The organism is Flavobacterium sp. U410 (genome assembly GCF_053570605.1).
In genome coordinates this window covers 22,522-40,972 of sequence record NZ_JBSEFI010000001.1, presented here as the reverse complement: position 1 = coordinate 40,972, position 18,451 = coordinate 22,522, and the positions used below count along the sequence as shown (strand labels likewise).

The 18,451-nt window shown below is 31.6% G+C and carries 13 protein-coding genes; all 13 read right to left on the bottom strand.

Annotated features, from left to right (window positions below; all coding sequences use genetic code 11):
• Nucleotides 1–33: 33 nt before the first annotated feature.
• Nucleotides 34–2,871, bottom strand: a complete 2,838-nt coding sequence (locus ACUSJC_RS00150; RefSeq protein ID WP_449267524.1) for a CHAT domain-containing protein — start codon at nt 2,869–2,871, stop codon at nt 34–36.
• Nucleotides 2,872–2,875: 4 nt separating this feature from the next.
• A complete protein-coding gene (locus tag ACUSJC_RS00145) occupies nt 2,876–3,619 on the bottom strand; it encodes a hypothetical protein (protein ID WP_449267523.1) in 744 nt (247 codons plus the stop codon).
• 108 nt (nt 3,620–3,727) lie between these two features.
• Nucleotides 3,728–5,173 carry a hypothetical protein gene (locus tag ACUSJC_RS00140; protein ID WP_449267522.1) on the bottom strand — a complete coding sequence of 482 codons (1,446 nt, stop codon included), beginning with the start codon at nt 5,171–5,173 and terminating at the stop codon, nt 3,728–3,730.
• Between the two features lie 83 nt (nt 5,174–5,256).
• Entirely contained in the window at nt 5,257–6,267 is a 1,011-nt protein-coding gene (locus ACUSJC_RS00135) for a DUF4424 family protein (RefSeq protein ID WP_449267521.1), read from the bottom strand.
• On the bottom strand, nt 6,260–7,222 hold the full coding sequence (locus tag ACUSJC_RS00130) for a hypothetical protein (protein WP_449267520.1): 963 nt from the start codon (nt 7,220–7,222) through the stop codon (nt 6,260–6,262). Before ACUSJC_RS00130 ends, ACUSJC_RS00135 begins: the two co-directional genes overlap by 8 nt.
• 60 nt (nt 7,223–7,282) lie before the next feature.
• Nucleotides 7,283–8,335: a hypothetical protein gene (locus tag ACUSJC_RS00125; protein ID WP_449267519.1), complete on the bottom strand. Its 1,053-nt coding sequence runs from the start codon at nt 8,333–8,335 to the stop codon at nt 7,283–7,285.
• Between the two features lie 108 nt (nt 8,336–8,443).
• Nucleotides 8,444–8,926 carry a hypothetical protein gene (locus ACUSJC_RS00120; protein ID WP_449267518.1) on the bottom strand — a complete coding sequence of 161 codons (483 nt, stop codon included), beginning with the start codon at nt 8,924–8,926 and terminating at the stop codon, nt 8,444–8,446.
• A gap of 188 nt (nt 8,927–9,114) precedes the next feature.
• Nucleotides 9,115–10,113, bottom strand: a complete 999-nt coding sequence (locus ACUSJC_RS00115) for a beta-ketoacyl-ACP synthase III (protein ID WP_449267517.1) — start codon at nt 10,111–10,113, stop codon at nt 9,115–9,117.
• Nucleotides 10,114–10,418: 305 nt separating this feature from the next.
• A complete protein-coding gene (locus ACUSJC_RS00110) occupies nt 10,419–11,384 on the bottom strand; it encodes a glycoside hydrolase family 5 protein (RefSeq protein ID WP_449267516.1) in 966 nt (321 codons plus the stop codon).
• Nucleotides 11,381–12,604, bottom strand: coding sequence for a glycoside hydrolase family 27 protein (locus tag ACUSJC_RS00105; RefSeq protein WP_449267515.1), 1,224 nt, complete (start codon nt 12,602–12,604; stop codon nt 11,381–11,383). Before ACUSJC_RS00105 ends, ACUSJC_RS00110 begins: the two co-directional genes overlap by 4 nt.
• Before the next feature lie 75 nt (nt 12,605–12,679).
• Complete coding sequence (locus ACUSJC_RS00100) at nt 12,680–13,702, bottom strand: IPT/TIG domain-containing protein (protein WP_449267514.1); 1,023 nt, start codon at nt 13,700–13,702, stop codon at nt 12,680–12,682.
• Nucleotides 13,703–13,726: 24 nt separating this feature from the next.
• The gene (locus tag ACUSJC_RS00095; protein ID WP_449267513.1) at nt 13,727–15,289 is read right to left on the bottom strand and encodes a RagB/SusD family nutrient uptake outer membrane protein; all 1,563 of its coding nucleotides are present in this window, start codon (nt 15,287–15,289) and stop codon (nt 13,727–13,729) included.
• A 12-nt stretch (nt 15,290–15,301) separates the two neighbouring features.
• A complete protein-coding gene (locus ACUSJC_RS00090; RefSeq protein WP_449267512.1) occupies nt 15,302–18,451 on the bottom strand; it encodes a SusC/RagA family TonB-linked outer membrane protein in 3,150 nt (1,049 codons plus the stop codon).

Sequence of the window (18,451 nt, the reverse complement as noted above, 5' to 3'; positions counted from 1 at the left end):
CAAAAAAAATACGGCAGTTGCCGTATTTTAATCTTATCGTCCATTGTAAAGAAATGGCGCCCAAAACTGTGGATGTTTAAATTCTGATCCAAAATCTCCTTTTATAAACGCTCTTTTTATTTGATTTAAGGTTTCAACAGTATTCGCATTTTCTTGTACTACTTTTTTAAACAAATTTTGCATGGTTAAAGCAGTTCCTGCATCGCTAACCGGCCAAAGGGAAAGCATTGTAGCATTCGAACCGGCAACTAAAAAAGCTGAATTTAACCCGTTGATTCCTTCTCCTCCATATAATTTACCGATTCCGGTATCGCAAGCACTTAAAATGACCAAATCCGTATTTAAACTTAAATTTGAAATTTCCGGCACTAATAAAAAAGTGTCTTCTTTTCCATCACCTCCATTGGGTTGAGAAAACATTACCCCGCTAAACTCAGGAATAATATCACTGGTAAATCCGTGGGTAGAAATTAATAGATTTTTATATTGCTTTAATTCTCCTGAAGTATTTGCTTTTTTAAAATTACTTTCGCTCATATCAAACCCTTTATAGACTTTAATATCGCTAGACAAGTTGCCAACAAATTCTACTTCCTGTAATGTTCCTGCCAAATAATTAGCGCCTCCAAAACCTAGTGCTTCTAATTCGGGTTTAAAATTGTAAATTCCTTTGCTAATTTTTTGATTTACAGCATCAGAAACTTTATAGAAATCTTCAATTCCTCTGACCGTTGGTTTTACATTTCCGGATGGTTGATATTTTGCTCCTCCAAATGCTAAAACAGATTTTCGATTAGACGAATAAATCCTGTTGGCAATAATTTTCCAAATAGTGGTATTAGGAATATATCGAACGTCATGAGTTGAAACAAAATACTGATTTTTGGGTGATAAAAAGGTTTCAAAAGGTAAATAATTTAACTCAGCTGAAGCACTAATTATTACTTTAGAGTGGTTGTTTAAAACATCTTGAACCGGTTGTAGAGCTAAATCGTACCAAAGATGAAGAAAATCATTTTGAACATTTTGCAATTGCGTATTTTCCTGTTCTAATAATTGGCGTGTCCATTCGACAAGCATTACAAAATCATCTTTTTTATACGCAGATTGCTTAGATGCATAGCGCACTAATTGACCGTCTTTATAATCGACTTGTAAGTCTTTCATATAAGGATTTAGTTGGGCTGGTATTTTTTTAACTTTATCAGTATAGACTTTTTTTAATGCCAGTAGCTGGTCAATTGGATAGTTGTAACGAATTTCAGCTTTGTTTTTTGTGATAACGGTAATAATAATTTCACCCGGTTGACCAATAGTATAGGTTAACAAAACCTCATTTGTTTTTAAAAGATTTTGAGCATCAACAATAGTTGCTGTAGTTAGATTACTATTGAGCATTTCTTTTAAGTAACCGCTTCTACTCTGCTCTTGTAATTGAAATAGTTTTTCTACATTATTGGTTTGTTTATAACTCATTATCAATCCGGTGTAAACTCCCGAAATATCATTCATATATTCCAGCTTTTGTTTAGAATTAAGTGTACTTTTAACCTTTTCGGCTAAAGCAATGCTTTTTTCAAACTGGATAATGGCGTTTTTATAATCTTTATTATTGTAAAAAATAAAACCCAAGTTATTGTATAAATTTTGTGCATGATCAAATACCTTGTCGGAGATATAACCTTGAGCAGTTTCTTCCGTAATTTTTGCAGCATCAGTATATAAACCTTGTTTTGCTTTTATAATGATATAGTTTGAGTTAACTTCTCTGCTTAAATCTTTATCATTAATACTTTTTGCTAAATTGAAAGCCTTGTTAAGATATTCGCCTGCTTTATTCATTTCAGGTTGCGGTCCGTCTAACAAATAATGAGCTCCGATGGAGTTGTAAGCTTTCGCTTTATAATAATTATTGTTTAAAGCATTTGCCGTTTGTTCTAATTGATAAGCCATTTGTAGCTTTTCTTGCTTTTTATCGCCTAATCGTTTAAGAACATGTATTTTATGTAACTGCATGTTTGCTAATTGGTAAGAAGAAAAACCTAAATTTTGATATTCCTCTAAAGCAGCATTAATGTCTAAAAAAGCACCTCTTTCGTCAAAACTATCTCTTTTTAAAATAGATAAGAACCAATAAGCATAACTTCGTTGCCAATATAACGCTTGATTTGCTTTTGAGTTATTTAAAAAGGTTTCAAATTGTTTTTTACACTCCGTTATATTTCCTTTAGCATAAAAACTTGTGGCTTTAACTAATGGAACTAATGTTGAAATTAACGGATTTACAGGTTGAAACGTATTGTATTTTGCAGCCAACTGATCTATTTTATCACAAGGTGTTCCTTTGATAGCTCCATTGAAACATTGATCGAATTGTAAAGCTAAATCCGGATTTTTATACGTATGAAATATTTTGCTGTATTTTCCTTTTAAAGACGAAATATCTTTACTCAGGAAATAGCCTATTACATCCATATCTTTAAAAATCGCATCTGGATTTTTATCTGTATTCAATTGAACTGCAAAATTCAAACTCTTTTCAGCTTCGCTTACATTGTTATTAAGGTAGTGAATATAGGCTTGCGTATAATAAGAATAAGGTAACAAAGGCTGAATATTAAGCGCTTTGTTAGATTCAACTTGTGCTTGTTTTAAATTTCCTGAACAAATATGGTAATATGAATTTAGATAATATCCTGCAAATTCATCCGGAAAGTTTAGCTTTAACAATTCACTACCTTCTTTCATTTTTGGAAGGTTTTTATTGTTGTAACCCTCCATGAAAACAGCATAATAATCATTAAAACCATTGGGCTGTGCAAAAGAAAAGCACACAACCAAGAGAAATATTGAAGCTAAAAAAGATTTCATAAAATTAAAGTGGCGTTTTAATTACATTATCCTCATAATATCCTTTTTCAATAATATTTCCATTTTTATCAATTTTGAAACCTAAGCCTTCTTTGTAATTTTTATGCCAAAAACCTACATATTTACTTCCGTCTTCATAAAAATATACGCCAAATTCTTTTCTTAAACCTTGAATATGTTGTCCCATGTATTGTTCCCCATTTTTCCAAACTTGAATTGCAGGAAATGATCTTTTTGAAAACAGAAAGTAGCCAACTGCATAAGAGCCATTATCGTACTTTTCCACATTAAATCCGTTAAATCCATTTGAATTTTGACCATAACCATAATCGGTCACTTTTGCTTTATAACCATTTGGATCTTCCTTATCATTTGCAAATTGTTTTTTCCATTCCACATTTCCGTTTGCAATTTTAAAAGCAGGTCCGTCTTTTTGATCTTTTCTATAGGTATACAACTCAATTGTTCCTTGTTGTTTGTTCATTTCAACTAAAGTCCCGTCTTTTTGATGATCTTTATTATAATTTACATAAGTAGTTTTACCGTCAGTATGTAAAATCATATTAGGACCTACTATGAGTCCGTCCATTCTAAAACCATAGGATACATCTCCATTTTCTGCAGTAAAAGTTTCAAAAGAAATTAATCCTTTTTTTACCTCTTTTTTTCCGGCTTGGTTACCAAAATTTTGTTGTGCAAAACAAAAAGTGGTTAAAATTAACATTACTAATTGAGTACATTTTTTCATCGCTATTCTATTAATTGTTCATGAGTAAAATTAGTTTGTGAATGCAGCAAAAAAAATAAGGCAATTGCCTTATTTTTACTATTCTGTTGTATAATTTAAAATTGATTATTAGTTTATACAGTACATTTTATATTGCCTTTTAGTTTCTTTTCCCATATAATTCTCAATCACATCTACTGTAGTGTTATTGTTTAAATGCGTAGTAATAGAAAATTGATCCATTTGTATGTAGCCTATATTATTTGAAACTGATCGGGCAACAATTTGATATTGTAAGCGATTTCCATAATGATCAGTTTTTAAAAGAGCGTAAACCGATTCTGTTCCTTCTGCACTTGGTCCTCTTAACATTACAAGAAACACTTTAGATTCTTCGCACTCAAATACTTTACCAATTGCATAAACTGTTGATTTTGAAGACAGATATAAACGTTTTGACATTTTTAAACTGGTAATATCAGTTCCTTTTACGTTTTTATAATTGTGGGTGTAGTTTTTAGGTAAAGTTTGAAAATTTATTTCCCATTCTTTCATTTCTGCAATTTGACTCGCATATTTTTGATTTAACTCTTGTTTTGATTTGTTTTGCCTTAATTCTTTTAAAGAATTAACTCTTTGAGAAATTATTTCTGCTTCGTCTTTATTAGATGTGGTAATTCTATTTTTTTTTGTGTCTTTGGTTTGTTTATTTGTAATTACCAAATCAATTTCACTGTTGTTTTTTTCTAACTTAACATGATGTTTAGTCATTTCTCCCCAATAATAATCTAAATTATTATGTGAAGGTGCTTTACTAAACGAACCTAGTTTTAAAGTAGTAACATCAAACAATGCAACTTTATCAATTCCTTTATTATATTTTGCAGCATACACGTTTCCATCTTGAAAATTTGTTACTATATTATCAAAACCGGGGCTTGTTGTATTTAAAAACTGAAGTGATTTTAAATCTAAATATTTAATTTTACTACCATCTTCAAACAATATTAAACTTTTAGAATAAAGGTTATCCTTTACCTTATAGGGGTGTTTATAGCCTCTCCATTTTTTAGTTTTCCAATTATAAAATTGTACAAAACTATGCAATGGTTTTTTCAAATTAAGTTGTCCTTTACTGTTCTTATCATAAATGGTAAAGGAGAAAACGATTTCATCTCCAATTACATCGTTAATGATTCCATGTTGAGCAGGTAATTCATCTCCAGTGTAAAATTTATTTGAAGCTTCGTCCCAAATAAAATAACGTTCTGATTGTAGATTATTATTATCCCAACCTGCTATTATTGCATTATCATTATAATAATCAAAAACATGCGGTTTAAAATTGCTATCACTTGTATAGCCTGTAAAAATAACCTCTTTTACTTGCTCTCCGGTTTGTAGATCATAAATTAAGCCATAACTCTTTCCGTCTGCAAGCCAAAGTAAACAGTGGGTTTGCTCTTTGTTTAAAAGTATTTTTAAATTTCTTATATCATTTTGATAAATAAAACTTCCTTGCTGAGCAATTGCACTAAGGCTGATAAATAAAATTAAAATTCTTATTATTTTCATGATTATCATTTTATTACAAAGTAATAATTGATAACTTTTAAAAGAAATAAGGCAATTGCCGTATTTTTTTCGCTTTTTGATTTTTAGTTTCTCTGCTTTTTTTTAAAAATCTTTACGACAATGTAAATAATAAAAATAGCTAAAATAAAAGGTGCAGCTATGGCTAAAATAAATATAACAGCTGGTAAAAATGACCAAAAATCGGGTGTTACTTCATAAGGACTTTTAGCTTTAAACGACTGTAAAATTCCATGATTTTTTTGCTGTGAAAAAGTCTCTACCGTTTTAAACAAATCATCAGATTGTTCTAAATATTTTTGGAAATCGAAATTGGGAATTGTTTCTCCATACGTTATAATCAAGTTATCTTTTGGAGTGGGCGAAAAATTAGTTTTGGTTCCAATCAAAATATCTTCTGTTTCATTCACTTGAAAATTAAAATGAGAAGAAATTCCAGCAATATTTTCCGTTTTTAATCCGTCTTTTAATTCAATACTAAATTTTCCATTTTCGATAGGTTGTTTCCACACACTTCCCGATTCAAGTAAATAAATAAATGCATTTTTTTGCTCTTTCGAATATCCTTTGGTAATGCGCCCTTCGTTTGTATTGACTAAAAAATATACTTCTATTTCTTTATTTTCATTGGGATTAAAATCTACAAACCAGGTTAACCAATTTTCATTTTTAAAAGTTCTGGTATTACCCGAGTCTCCAATTTGCATTTCATTAATTGGCAATTCGTTTCCATTTGCTTTAATTTTAAATTTATATAACGAATCTAACTGTACTGCGTTTAAATCGACTCCTCCTCCGTTGTAAATTCCGTTTATAGGATAACCCATTGTAAAATGCAATTTTTCTGAAGTAGCATTTACCATTTTATATTTCCCTTTTACCACAGCAAAACCTTTGTAAAGTTGGATATAAATGGCTTCTTCTTGCATTTGAACTTTTTTATACGTCAACGAATCTTGCGGAAACAACATGGTAAAAGCGGTTCCGCCTGCGTTGTAAATTCCGGGTTGGGAAACATTGGAACAAAAAAGTAACAGAATTACTAAATAGAATAAATGCAGTGTTTTTTTAATCATTCAGTTTTGATTTTAACTCATTTACTGTAAAAATATTAAAATCTGTGGAACCACTAACCGAACCATCAGCATACGTAATTTTTCTAAAAACGTAATATGTGTGTTGATTGTAACGAGTATCGATTCCTGCTTTTGCAATCCAATCGTTTGTACCATTTGGTTTTAAGATTTCTTTGACTTCAATTTTACGATAGGGTTGGTTGCGTTCATTCATTAAACCTTCTTTTAATTGGGCAACCGTTAATTCTTCATATTGAATTTCAGTTCCAATTCCGTTTACATTTTGAATAGGTTCAGGATAATTCATTTGCAACATAATGCGCTCTTTTTCATCTTCCAAATACGCTTTTAAAAAAGCATCGTTTGAATAATATTCGATTACCGGCTTTTTGTTAATGTAAAGCTTAATGGTTTTAGACTGAACCGTATCTTTAGAAAAATATTCTTCTACCGATTTTACCAATCTTCCGTTTTCGTAATAAAATTTTTCTACCGAATGATTTTTGGCATAAATTCCTTTAATCTCTGAAAGTTGGTTTTGTTTGTCATACGTAAAATGGAAAACATTTTTGTATTGAGCTGATTGATACGTTTTTTGGATTAAATTTTTCTTTTTATCGTATTGAAAAGTTAGTGTTGCGTTAAAATTTGGTCGGTTTTTAACCAAAATTTCTCTTTTAACAAGAAGTCCATTTTCATACATGGAGTTTTCGGAAGTTGAACTTGCATATTTTCCATAAACATGATATTCGTGATGCAAAATATTACCTTGTTCATCAAAATCATAACTATCACTCGATTTATCGGTAACCATTTTATCTTCCAAGGAATAAGAGAAAGTTTCCACTTTTTTGATTTTTTTAGTAAATCCTAAATCTTGATAAGAAACCTCAGGTTGTTGAGCAAAAGCAATAAAGCTCAAACAAATCAATAAAATTGTACTGTATTTTTTCATATAAAAAGTAAATAAAAAAGCTGAACCAAACGGAACAGCTTTTAACGATTGTATTAAAATTTAGTCTAACATATTTTCAATATGCGATTTTATAAAAGCATTTCCGCCTTTTAGTACGCCTTGTTTGTATTTTTCAACATCCACCGGTAAAATATAACTATTGGCTACCGTTATATTATTGGCCCTATATACTTTACCAAAAGCAGTATTAGTTCCTATATAATCTTCATCGTTTTTAGCATCATTTTTTATTGTTGTATTCACAAAAGCGCCATCAATTGTAATGTCGTTTTTAAGATTTCCAACATAATTTACATCTGGAGAACCACCAATCGGATTTCTACCGCAAGTAAACTCTATTTGGCTTTGAGCAGGAATATCGACTTGTTTTTTCTTTCCAACGGTTAGTGCCTGAAACTTACTTATTTCTTTTTCATTAACAGCCTTAACGTTGTCATAAGCTACAATTCTCAATTGCGTTTCTACTTTAATGTTGGCACTTTTATTTTTTTGCGCCCAAGAGTTTTTATCTTCAATAAAAAACACAAACAGCTCAACGTTTGCAACTACTGCGTCATCTAAATCTTTAGACAATTTTGAACCATAATTTATTTTGAACATGTTCTCATTAGAAGAATACATTGCATAATTTGAAGGTCGAACAGAAGCAACACCTGGGAAAACATCATAGGCAACCGGATAGTTTTCAATGCGCTCTCTTCCTTTAAACGCATCGGATTTTTCATAATTTTTACCATCAACAAATTCGTATCCTTTTTGATTCAATTGGTTCTTAAAATCGGTAAACAAATCATCGGTAACTTCTTTAAAATCTTGTTCAGTTAAATTGTCTAAACCTAAAAAAAGTTTTGATTTAGCATCACCTTTTAAGACGCCATTAAACATTCCGCCTTTTGAACTTTTTTCTTTTTGATTGTAAAACTGATAATGCACCACAAAATCGTTTACAAATACTTTTTTAGGTTTCTTTTTTAATTGATTTGTTCCTACACTTCTATCTTTAGTTTTTACCTCGCTTATGCTTTGAGCATTAGAAAGAATTATACTAAAAAGAGCTAAAACTAAACTTATTTTAAATATTACTTTTTTCATATTTTACTATTTATATTAAACAAATTAAAACATTCAATAGTAAAATGATTACTACTACAATCCAGAACATCACTCTCATAAAACTATTGAATTCAATTTTTAACATCTTTATTTAATTAGCATTTCAGTATCTTTTGCTAAACTTAGGTTTAAAGCGCTTTTATACAGTTTCAATGCTCCTACTAAAGATTTTTGGGTAAATCCACCTTCTATAAAAAAGTAATAGTAATAGCCCACATTGTTGGCTTTTTCAGAATATACAATTTTGATCAATGCCACTTCCCCATTAATCTTATTCATTAATTCTAATACTTTTTCTTTACTCGCTCCATCAATTATTTGATAAACTCCTGAGAATGTAACATATCTTTTGCTTGGATCAATATCGATGAATACAGAATAAGTGTCTTTTACTTTAATATAAGTATCGGCCACTTCTTCAACTTCTATATAAGCATTTTCAAAAGTTTCTTTTAAAAGTTGAGGTGTGATTTCTTCTGAAGAAATTATTTTTTGTGCTGTAGCTAAATCGGTTAACGTAAGGAAGAAAACCAAAAAAGAAAAAACGGTAGTTTTTGTAAGTACTTTCATTATAGTTATTTTTTGAATTATGGATTAAACAAAATTCTCTAAATAAACTACACGATGAAATAAGGCAATTGCCTTATTTTTATTTCACTCCTTTTTAAAAAGTTTCTATAACAAAAAAAGATAGTAAAGAGGCAGTCAATTGACTGCCTCTTTACTATCTTTTTTAAAATAGCTGTTTTTATTATTTATTAAATTGCCCAGCGCAACAAACTAGCTCCCCAAGAAAACCCGGCTCCGAAAGCTGTTAGCATTACTAAGTCTCCTTTTTTAAGTTGATGGGTATTTTCCCATATACAAAGCGGAATAGTTGCAGCTATAGTGTTCCCGTAATGTTCTATATTTATCAGTGTTTTACCTTCTGCTATTTTAATTTCTCGACCAACAGCTTCAATGATTCTTTTATTGGCCTGATGCGGTATTAACCAATCTATTTCATCAATAGATAATTGGTTTTCTTCTAAAATTTGTAAACAAGTTTTACTCATAGCTTCTATAGCATGTTTAAAAACCACTTTTCCTTCTTGTTTAATAAATCTTTTTTCACTTCCAACTAACTCATAATCATAAGGATATAAGGTTCCTCCGGCTTCGATATTTAAAAACTCTCTTCCATCTCCGTTGCTTAGTAACTTAGCATCTAAAATCCCTGGTTCTTCTGAAGCTTCTAACCAAACGGCTCCTGCTCCGTCTCCAAAAAGAATATTAGTAGTTCTATCATGAATATTGACGTAAGTGCTTATTTTATCAGCGCCAATTACCAGTACATTTTTAAAACGATTGCTCTCAATAAGTGATGCTCCCATATCAAGAGCATATAGAAAGCCTGAACAAGCCGCATTTAAATCAAAAGCCAGAACATTTTTAATATTCAATTTTTCACAGATGATATTTGCTGTTGCCGGCATAGGCATATCCGGTGTAGATGTAGCTACTAAAACGGCTTCTAAATCTTCTAATTTTTTAGAATAATTTTCCAGAAGATTTTCAATCGCTCCTACTGCCATATCGGAAGTTCCTAAATCAGCGTCCAGAATTCTTCGTTCTTTGATTCCGGTTCGTTTTACAATCCATTCATCTGATGTTTCTGTAAGTTGTTCCAGCTCCAAATTAGTTCGTCTGTGTTCCGGAACATAACCTCCTATAGCAGTTATAGCTGCGTAATTTTTTTTCTCTATTTTCGTTGACATTTTTTTCTTTTTAGACTTAACTCCAAAAAGAAATTACTTTGAAATTAAGTTTAGCACTGCGAAGATAGTCATTTCGGAAATATCTAAAATGAAAAATAGGGTCTAACAACGATATTGGAACGCTATACTTTTTTAGCTTTTTTAAATTAATCTCAAAAATAAAATAACAAAACCTTCTCTTTTTAGTTTTTTCAAAAAAATCAACTTGTTATACAATAAAAAGTTCACTATTAGCCTTTGGTTGGAATAGTAAAATTTTATCTTTTTATTAACAAAAAATAAAGCACCTTTCAGGTGCTTTATTTTTAATAGTTTCCTTTATTTAGAGTTCTTAAGTATTCTCTTGCTTTTATTCCGGATTCTTTTAAATCTGATAGCTTCCATTTTCCTTTTGATTTTGCAGTTTTTTGAAGAACGGAACATGTTTCATCTTTATCAGAAACAGACCAGGTAATCCAACTCAATTTTTTATTTTCCATCCAGTCAATATATTCCTGCCAAGATTGATAATCTAGTGGTCCGTCTCCAGTTGCCTCCATTCCAGCACTTTCTGAAATAAAAACAGGTAATCCGCCTTCTATGGCTGCATCTACTCTATCTCTTAACCATTTTTCGTGGGTTGCTGCATAAAAATGCATGGTATACATTAGGTTTTTAACATTTTTTATAGGATTTGCTGCAGGCAAATGAATATCTTGATCCCAATGTGGACATCCTACTAGAATAATATTATTGGGGTCAATCGCTCTTATTGTCTTTATTACTTCTTCTGCATACGCTTTTACTTCTTCCCATGTTTCATCGTCAGGTTCATTAAAAACTTCATAGATGATATTGGGATATTTGCCATATTCTTTTGCTATTTCTGTGAAAAATTCTTTGGCTTCTTCTAAATTTATATTGTGGCTATGCCAATCTACAATCACATAAATATTCTCTTTAATGGCTCCTTCAATTACCGCTTTAATTTTTGCTTTAGCAAATTCCGGGTTGTCTTTATACGTTTTTCCTTTATCTCCTACTTCAATTCCCATTGCTGCTCTCACTACATTGCAGTGCCAATCTTTTTTGAGCCATTTTACGGCTTCTTTATTATAGAAACGTGGCCAAAAGCTATGCCATCCAAAGCTCATTCCTCTCAATACAACTGGTTCGCCATATTGATTAACCAATTGTGTTCCTTCAACTTGTAATGATCCGTTTTTTTTAACGAATTGGGCTTGCAAAAAGCTTCCCCATGCAAGAAATAGTAATATTATTATTTTCTTCATTTTTTATTTAAGATTAAAGTAACAACATCATGCGATTTGATTTGGGTTTTAAATGACTTTTTAGTTGTTTTTAAATTTTTATGTGCCCACGCATCTCTAACTTGATAACTATTTTTAATAAAAGAAAGTTCCAAATTATTCACTTCATCTTTAATTTGGTGCGCCTTCCAGTCAAAATTGATCGTTTGCTCTTCGTTCTTTTTATTAAAAAAACTGATAGCCCAATTTCCATTTTCTAACGGTTTTACCCAAATAGACAAATCATTTTCGTCACTATATTTAAACCCTTGTATTCCTAATTTGTCCTGATTTATTGCTATTAATTCGTTGTTAGTCAGAATATCAAGAGTTTCTTTTTTCATTGTTCTGAAATCGTTTCCGGCGATTAATGGTGAAGCTAACATACACCATAATGCAAAGTGACTTTTATCTTCCTCATAGCTCATTCCGTTTCCAACTTCTAGCATATCAAAATCATTCCAATGATCTGATCCTGAATATTGACGAATTCCTTTGTGCATTTCTGCAATTTTAAAGAATCCCCAAGATGACCAAGGTTCGGCAGCTTCTTTATGAACATATTCACAATCATAACACGGGTAAATATCTCCGGAAATACGCCATAAGTTACCAATTGGTTCACCCCACAGCCAAGGTTGATTATCGCCCCATTCACAAAGACTAAAAACAATTGGTCTGCCTGCTGCTTTAAGTGCTTTACTCATTGTTGTATATGCTTCTTTAGCATTAATTCCTTCGGTATTGCACCAATCATACTTTAAAAAATCAATTTCTAAAGCGGCATAAAATCGGGCATCTTGGTATTCATAACCTCTTGTTCCCGGATAACCTGCACAAGTTTGAGTTCCCGCACAATTATATAATCCAAACTTTAAGCCTTTTGAATGAACATATTCTACTAAAGCTTTCATCCCTCCTGGAAATTTTACCGGATCAGGGACTAAATTTCCATTTTCATCTCTTTCTTTAGTCATCCAGCCATCATCTAATACGATATACTCATAGCCTGCATTTTTCATTCCTGTTGTTATCATCAAATCGGCTGTTTCTTTCACTAGCTTTTCATTAATTTCTACCTCGAAAGTATTCCATGAGTTCCATCCCATAGGCGGTTTTTCTGCAAGACCTATGAATTTTTGGGCTTGTATAATAAATGTAGAGAACAGTATTATTGATAAGATAATGCTCTTTTTGTTCATTTTTATAATTTTAAAAAAAAGCATCTTGAAAATCAAGATGCTTCGATCAACAACTAATTCAAATATATTTATAGATTAATCTACTGTAAATGTTATATTATCGAAATAATACGTATGGGTACTTCCTGTAAATTCTTTAAAAGTTATATTCTGTATTTGAGTAGGATTTCCTAATTGTTCCCAAGTGAATTTTACTTCTTTCCATTCTTTTGTTGTAGTAAACTGACGTTCTGTAGCATCACTCCAATCCCCATTAAAAATAAGTTCTAGCTTTCCTTCATCATCTGAACGAACGGCAAGTTTAATTCCTGTGTATTGAGAGATTTGATCATCCCAAACCCAATTACTTTGAATATTATCCCAACCTGAGATATCTTTTTTGAAAAAAGTAACTCCTTGAAATGCATCTTCTAAATTTGTTACATATACGTGATTATTCCATTCTTCAATATTCCAAGCCCCATAAAAATTATCGTCATAGATGGCAGTTCCCACAGCAGTTTCCCATTCAGCAATTCCTGAAAGTGTTTCAACTGTAACATATTTACCATCAGAATTAGGAGGCATTATTGCTACAATTTCAGTAAGTGTATAAGAAACAATTGTTGCTTCTACTCCACCAACTTTTACTATGGGATTTACATAGTAATTTCCATAAATTGTAAATTCTTCGCCATCAGCAGCATTTACGGGCTGAAAGCTTTTAAGAGAAGGTACAGGTGGAGCAATTGTGAAATTGTATTCTGCTTCACCATATTTAGTCACAATTCTCAGCTTATGAATAGCGTCTTCTCCATATGGAGTTTCTTTATCAATTGTCACAAAAATAACATTATCTGTAACCAAAGTAGAGTTAAAGTAAGTGTCAAAATCGTTAAAATATATGTTTTTTAACGTTGCAAAACCGACACCTCTAATGATATACATGTTTCCTCCGGAACCAACAGTTGTTTCTACATCTGTTGTTGCCAGACTAACACTAGATATTTCAGGTTGGCTTCCTGATCCTGTGTATACTTCATCATCATTGCAGGAGTGAAAAAGAGAGGATAATGTTGCCAAAAGACCAATCGTAAAAAAGATTTTAATATTTTTCATTTCAAAATAGTTTTAAAGTTTATATTAACCTCCAAAATCATAAGGAACAGGATCTTCCTGTAATAAAGGATTTTTAACAATTTCTGTAGCCGGATAAGGCATTGCGAAGTCATCTTCTGTAGGTGTATAATATTGTGCATTATATTGATCTCCTCTATTTTGATTGCTCAAAATATTAATTGCTTCAGCTCTTGGCATTCTTAATAGGTCAAACCAATAATCTCCTTCAAATGCCAACTCTAAACGACGCTCAGTTAATACATCCTGACGAGTCATAACCGTAAGGGCACTCAATCCTGCTCTTGCTCTTACTGCATTTATTGCATCCAATGCACTTGCATTAGTAGTTGAACTTCCTCCTGCCAAAGTAGCTTCAGCATAAATTAATAAAAGGTCTGCATAACGCATAATATAAGTATTATTTGTCATCATACCCCATTGATCTGAAGGCCCTGAAGCATCTGTTGACTTACCTACTACATATTTTTTTATTCCTGATCCTGAACTTTGTGCATTAATATCACTTGGCACCGTTAAAGGACCTCCATCTTCTGTAATAAGATTTGGATAATAATCTCCAGGTAGCATAAAAGTTTCTTTTCTTCTTAAATCAGATGAACTATAAGCTCCTAAAATATCTTGAGAAGGACCGAAAACACCTCCATAACTTGCTTCATTAATATAGGAACTATAACCAAATTGAGTATTACAATTGCTACCTGATCCATAATTTGCAGAAGAAACCCATTGCAACGCAAAAATAGATTCTTGATTGTTATTGTTTGCTGTCAAAAACAAATCACCAAAAGACATATTGGGTAATTCTGTTCCGCCAAGTAACTTAAATTCGCCACTACCAATTACGTCTCCTGCCATTTGTTGTGCTTCTACATATTTACTCTCTGCTAAATATACTTTTGCTAAAATTGATTTTGCAGACCCCTTTGACACTCTCATATTCGAAACATAATCAATTCCTCTAACTTTCTCCGGTAATAGTTCAATTGCCTTTTCTAAATCCATTTCAATAAATTTATATATGTCTTCTCTTGGATTTGTGGGGATTTGAATACTTTCGATATTTTGATTATCTTCTATAATAGGCACATTTTCCCATAATCTAACCAAATAAAAATAAGCATTGGCTCTTAAAAAATAGGCTTCTCCAATAACGTTATCTACCACTTCTGCATCTACAGCCGGTCCTACTTTACCTCTTAAGTTATTAATCAGATCATTTGACTGTGCTACAACTGCAAATAGGCCTTTCCATGCATTAAGTAATTCAGGGTCTGAACTTGTAATGGAAAATTGAACCATACTATTCACATCTGAAGAATAGGTAAACATATTTCCTGAACCTACTTCTGTTATAGCAAAAAATGCTTTATTGTGAAAATTAAACCAAGGTTTAAAATATAACGGTGTTATTCTTGAAATAACTTGTTCATTGGTATAATGAAAATCATCTACACTATAGGTGTCTTGAGGTGCACGATCAAGAAAATCATCAGAACATGACACAGCACTAGTTATTAACGTTGCTATTACTAACGTTTTTATTATTTTATTTTTAATTAGTTTCATATCCTTCTAATATTAAAATTCTACATTTAGTCCCATGGTATATGTTCTTGGGTTTGGATATCGCCCATTATCAATTCCCATTAACAATACGTCTTGATTAAAAGATCCCACCTCCGGATCATATCCTTTATAATTTGTTATTGTGAATAAATTTTGAACTCCCATATAAATCTTTAATCTTGACATCTTCATTTTTGATAACATTTCTTTTGGAAAATTATATCCCATTGTCAAATTTTGTAATCTGATATAAGAACCATCTTCTACAAATCTTGAAGATATTCTGTTATTTGCATGACTCAATGAACTAACTGGTCTAGGTAAACTTGCATCTACATTATCTGGTGTCCAAAAATCTGAAGCTTCCGCTAACTGGTTTGTGTACATGTAAGTATTAGATGTTCCTGCTTTTCGAGTTAAATTCATAATGTCATTTCCATAAGAACCTTGGAAAAATAAAGAAAGTGTAAATCCTTTGTATTCAAAGTTATTAGTAAAACCGAAAGTAAAATCAGGATGCGGATTACCTATATAAGTCATGTCTTTTTCATCAATTTTTCCATCTCCATTCTGATCAACATATTTCACATCTCCAAGTTGAGGCGTTTGTCCGAAATAGGTTCCAACTCCATTTAAATCTTCTTGAGTTCTGAAAATACCAGCTGATTCTAAACCATAGAATAATCCTAAAGGTTGACCAACTGTTGAATTGGTTACTATAGATTCTGTATAATCATTTAAATAAATTGTTTTCGATAAATCTAATTCTTCAGATACTGATTCTAATTTATTTTTATACTTTGAAATTACTAAGTTTGAAGTCCAAGAAAATCCATTTAGAGCCTTATTTGTATAAGTTATGGCAAAATCCCATCCTGTATTACTTACTTTCCCTACGTTTGAATATTGAGCAGAAGTTCCTCCTTCATACGCATATCCTCCTGTATAATAATCTGGTAATGGAACCTGATACAATAAATCATCTGTTACTTTCTTGTAATGATCTATACTAAATTTCAGTGTTTTATCAAACACACTAAAATCTAAACCTATATTGGTTTGTCTGGAAGTTTCCCACTTTAATTTAGGATTAGGTATATTAGCCAATGTAAATCCTGTTCCTGTAGACGTTTGGAAAGAATACAAAGTAGAACCATATAAATAATTAGGTATATTTTGATTTCCTGTTTCTCCATATCCTACTCTAATTTTTATATCGTCTACATATTTTTTAGTATTTTCCATAAAAGATTCATTTGATACTCTCCATGAACCTGATATTCCTGGAAAATATCCCCATCTATTCCCTTCTGCAAACTTAGAAGATCCATCTGCTCTATACGTTGCTGTTATACCATATTTATTATTAAAGTCATAAAGTATACGTCCAAAATAAGACGACAACGCTGAACTTCCTTTATATGAACTTGCTTGAGTTTGATCTGCATCGGCTACATTCAAATTTTGTATTTGATCGTTCAAGAATCCATATCCCCAATTTAAAACACCTTCCCATACAGATTCTGAAGATTCTTGACCTGCTAAAACAGTGAACTTGTGATTTTCTCCTAATCTAAAATCATACGTTAAATAGTTTTTTAAATTCCATGCATACCAATTTTGTCTTCTTACATGTAGAATAGATTTTGATGTGTTTAAATATGTTGCTTCCGGTGTATAAATATTATTTTCACTAAATTCTGTATTTGCACCAAATTCAAATCTGTATTTTAATCCTTTTATGATATCTGCATCTGCATATAGGTTACCCATAAAATTTTTACGTATTAAATTATTTGAGATCCCTAATGCTGTTCCAACAGGATTTCTATAAAATACGCCTGAATTATTACTCTGTTGTGTTGCAAACTGTCCATCAGAAGTAGTTACCGGTAAGTCAGGAGCAGATAACAAAGACAAGTTAATAATACCATTATTAGAAGAGTTCAATGTTAAATCTTCATTGGTGATTGCTCCTGTTATATTTCCTCCAACTTTTAACCATTTTTTTACTCTGTTATCCAAATTAGCTTTGAATGAATAGCGTTTAAATCCAGACCCAATAACTGTGCCTTCTTGATTCATATAACCTCCGGATAAATAATACGATGTGTCTTCTTTACCTCCTGAAAAAGCAAGTTGATGACTGACAATCATACCTGTTTTATAGATTTCATCTTGCCAGTTTGTCCCGGAACCTAATAACTCCGGATTTTGAAACTCTACCCTAGGTACCATCCCATAAACTTCTGCCAATGCATTTTGCTGCACGGCATATTGTTGTAAGTTCATCACATCTAACAACTTATATTGTTTTTGGAGTGACACATAAGTATCATAACTAATCTTACCTTCTCCTTTTTTACCTGACTTTGTTGTGATAATCACAACTCCATTAGCTCCTCTCGACCCATAAATCGCAGTCGCTGATGCATCTTTTAGTATATCTATAGATTCTATATCATTAGGATTTAGAGCAGCTAGAGGACTAACTGTATTATCTCCTTGATTCGTGAAATTTTCACCTGCTATAGGTTGCCCCCCCATTGCTTTAAAAGTAGCATCTCCGGAAATAGGAATTCCGTCTATCACATACAAAGGCTCGTTACTTCCTGTCAAAGAAGCAGCCCCTCTAATTTTAACAGAAACTGCTGCACCTGGTTTTCCTGAATCTGAAGTAACAGTAACACCAGCAGCTTGCCCTTGTAAAAGTTGCTCTACAGTTGTTTTTGGTTGTTCTCGAACATTATTCATATTCACAGAAGAAATAGAACTGTTCACTTCTCCTTTCTTTTGAGAACCATAACCGATAACTACAATTTCTTCTAAACTAGATACATTTTCCTCTAGCGTTACATTTAAAGTAGTTTTAGAGTTCACAGATACTTCTAAAGTTTTAAATCCTATATAAGAAAAATTTAACACTCCATTTGCAGGAACCTCTAATTCATAGTTCCCGTCAAAATCAGTAATAACTCCTTTTTGAGTACCTTTCAAAACAACATTCACTCCAGGAAGAGTAAGTCCTTGTTTATCGGATACAACGCCCGAAACTTTAATGTTTTGAGCTGTTAAAGCAGAAAAAGAAAAGAAAAGAAAAAGAAGGAAAAAATACCTCTCTCTTTTACTTACTTGCTTTAAGCAATAATTTGAATTCCTCAT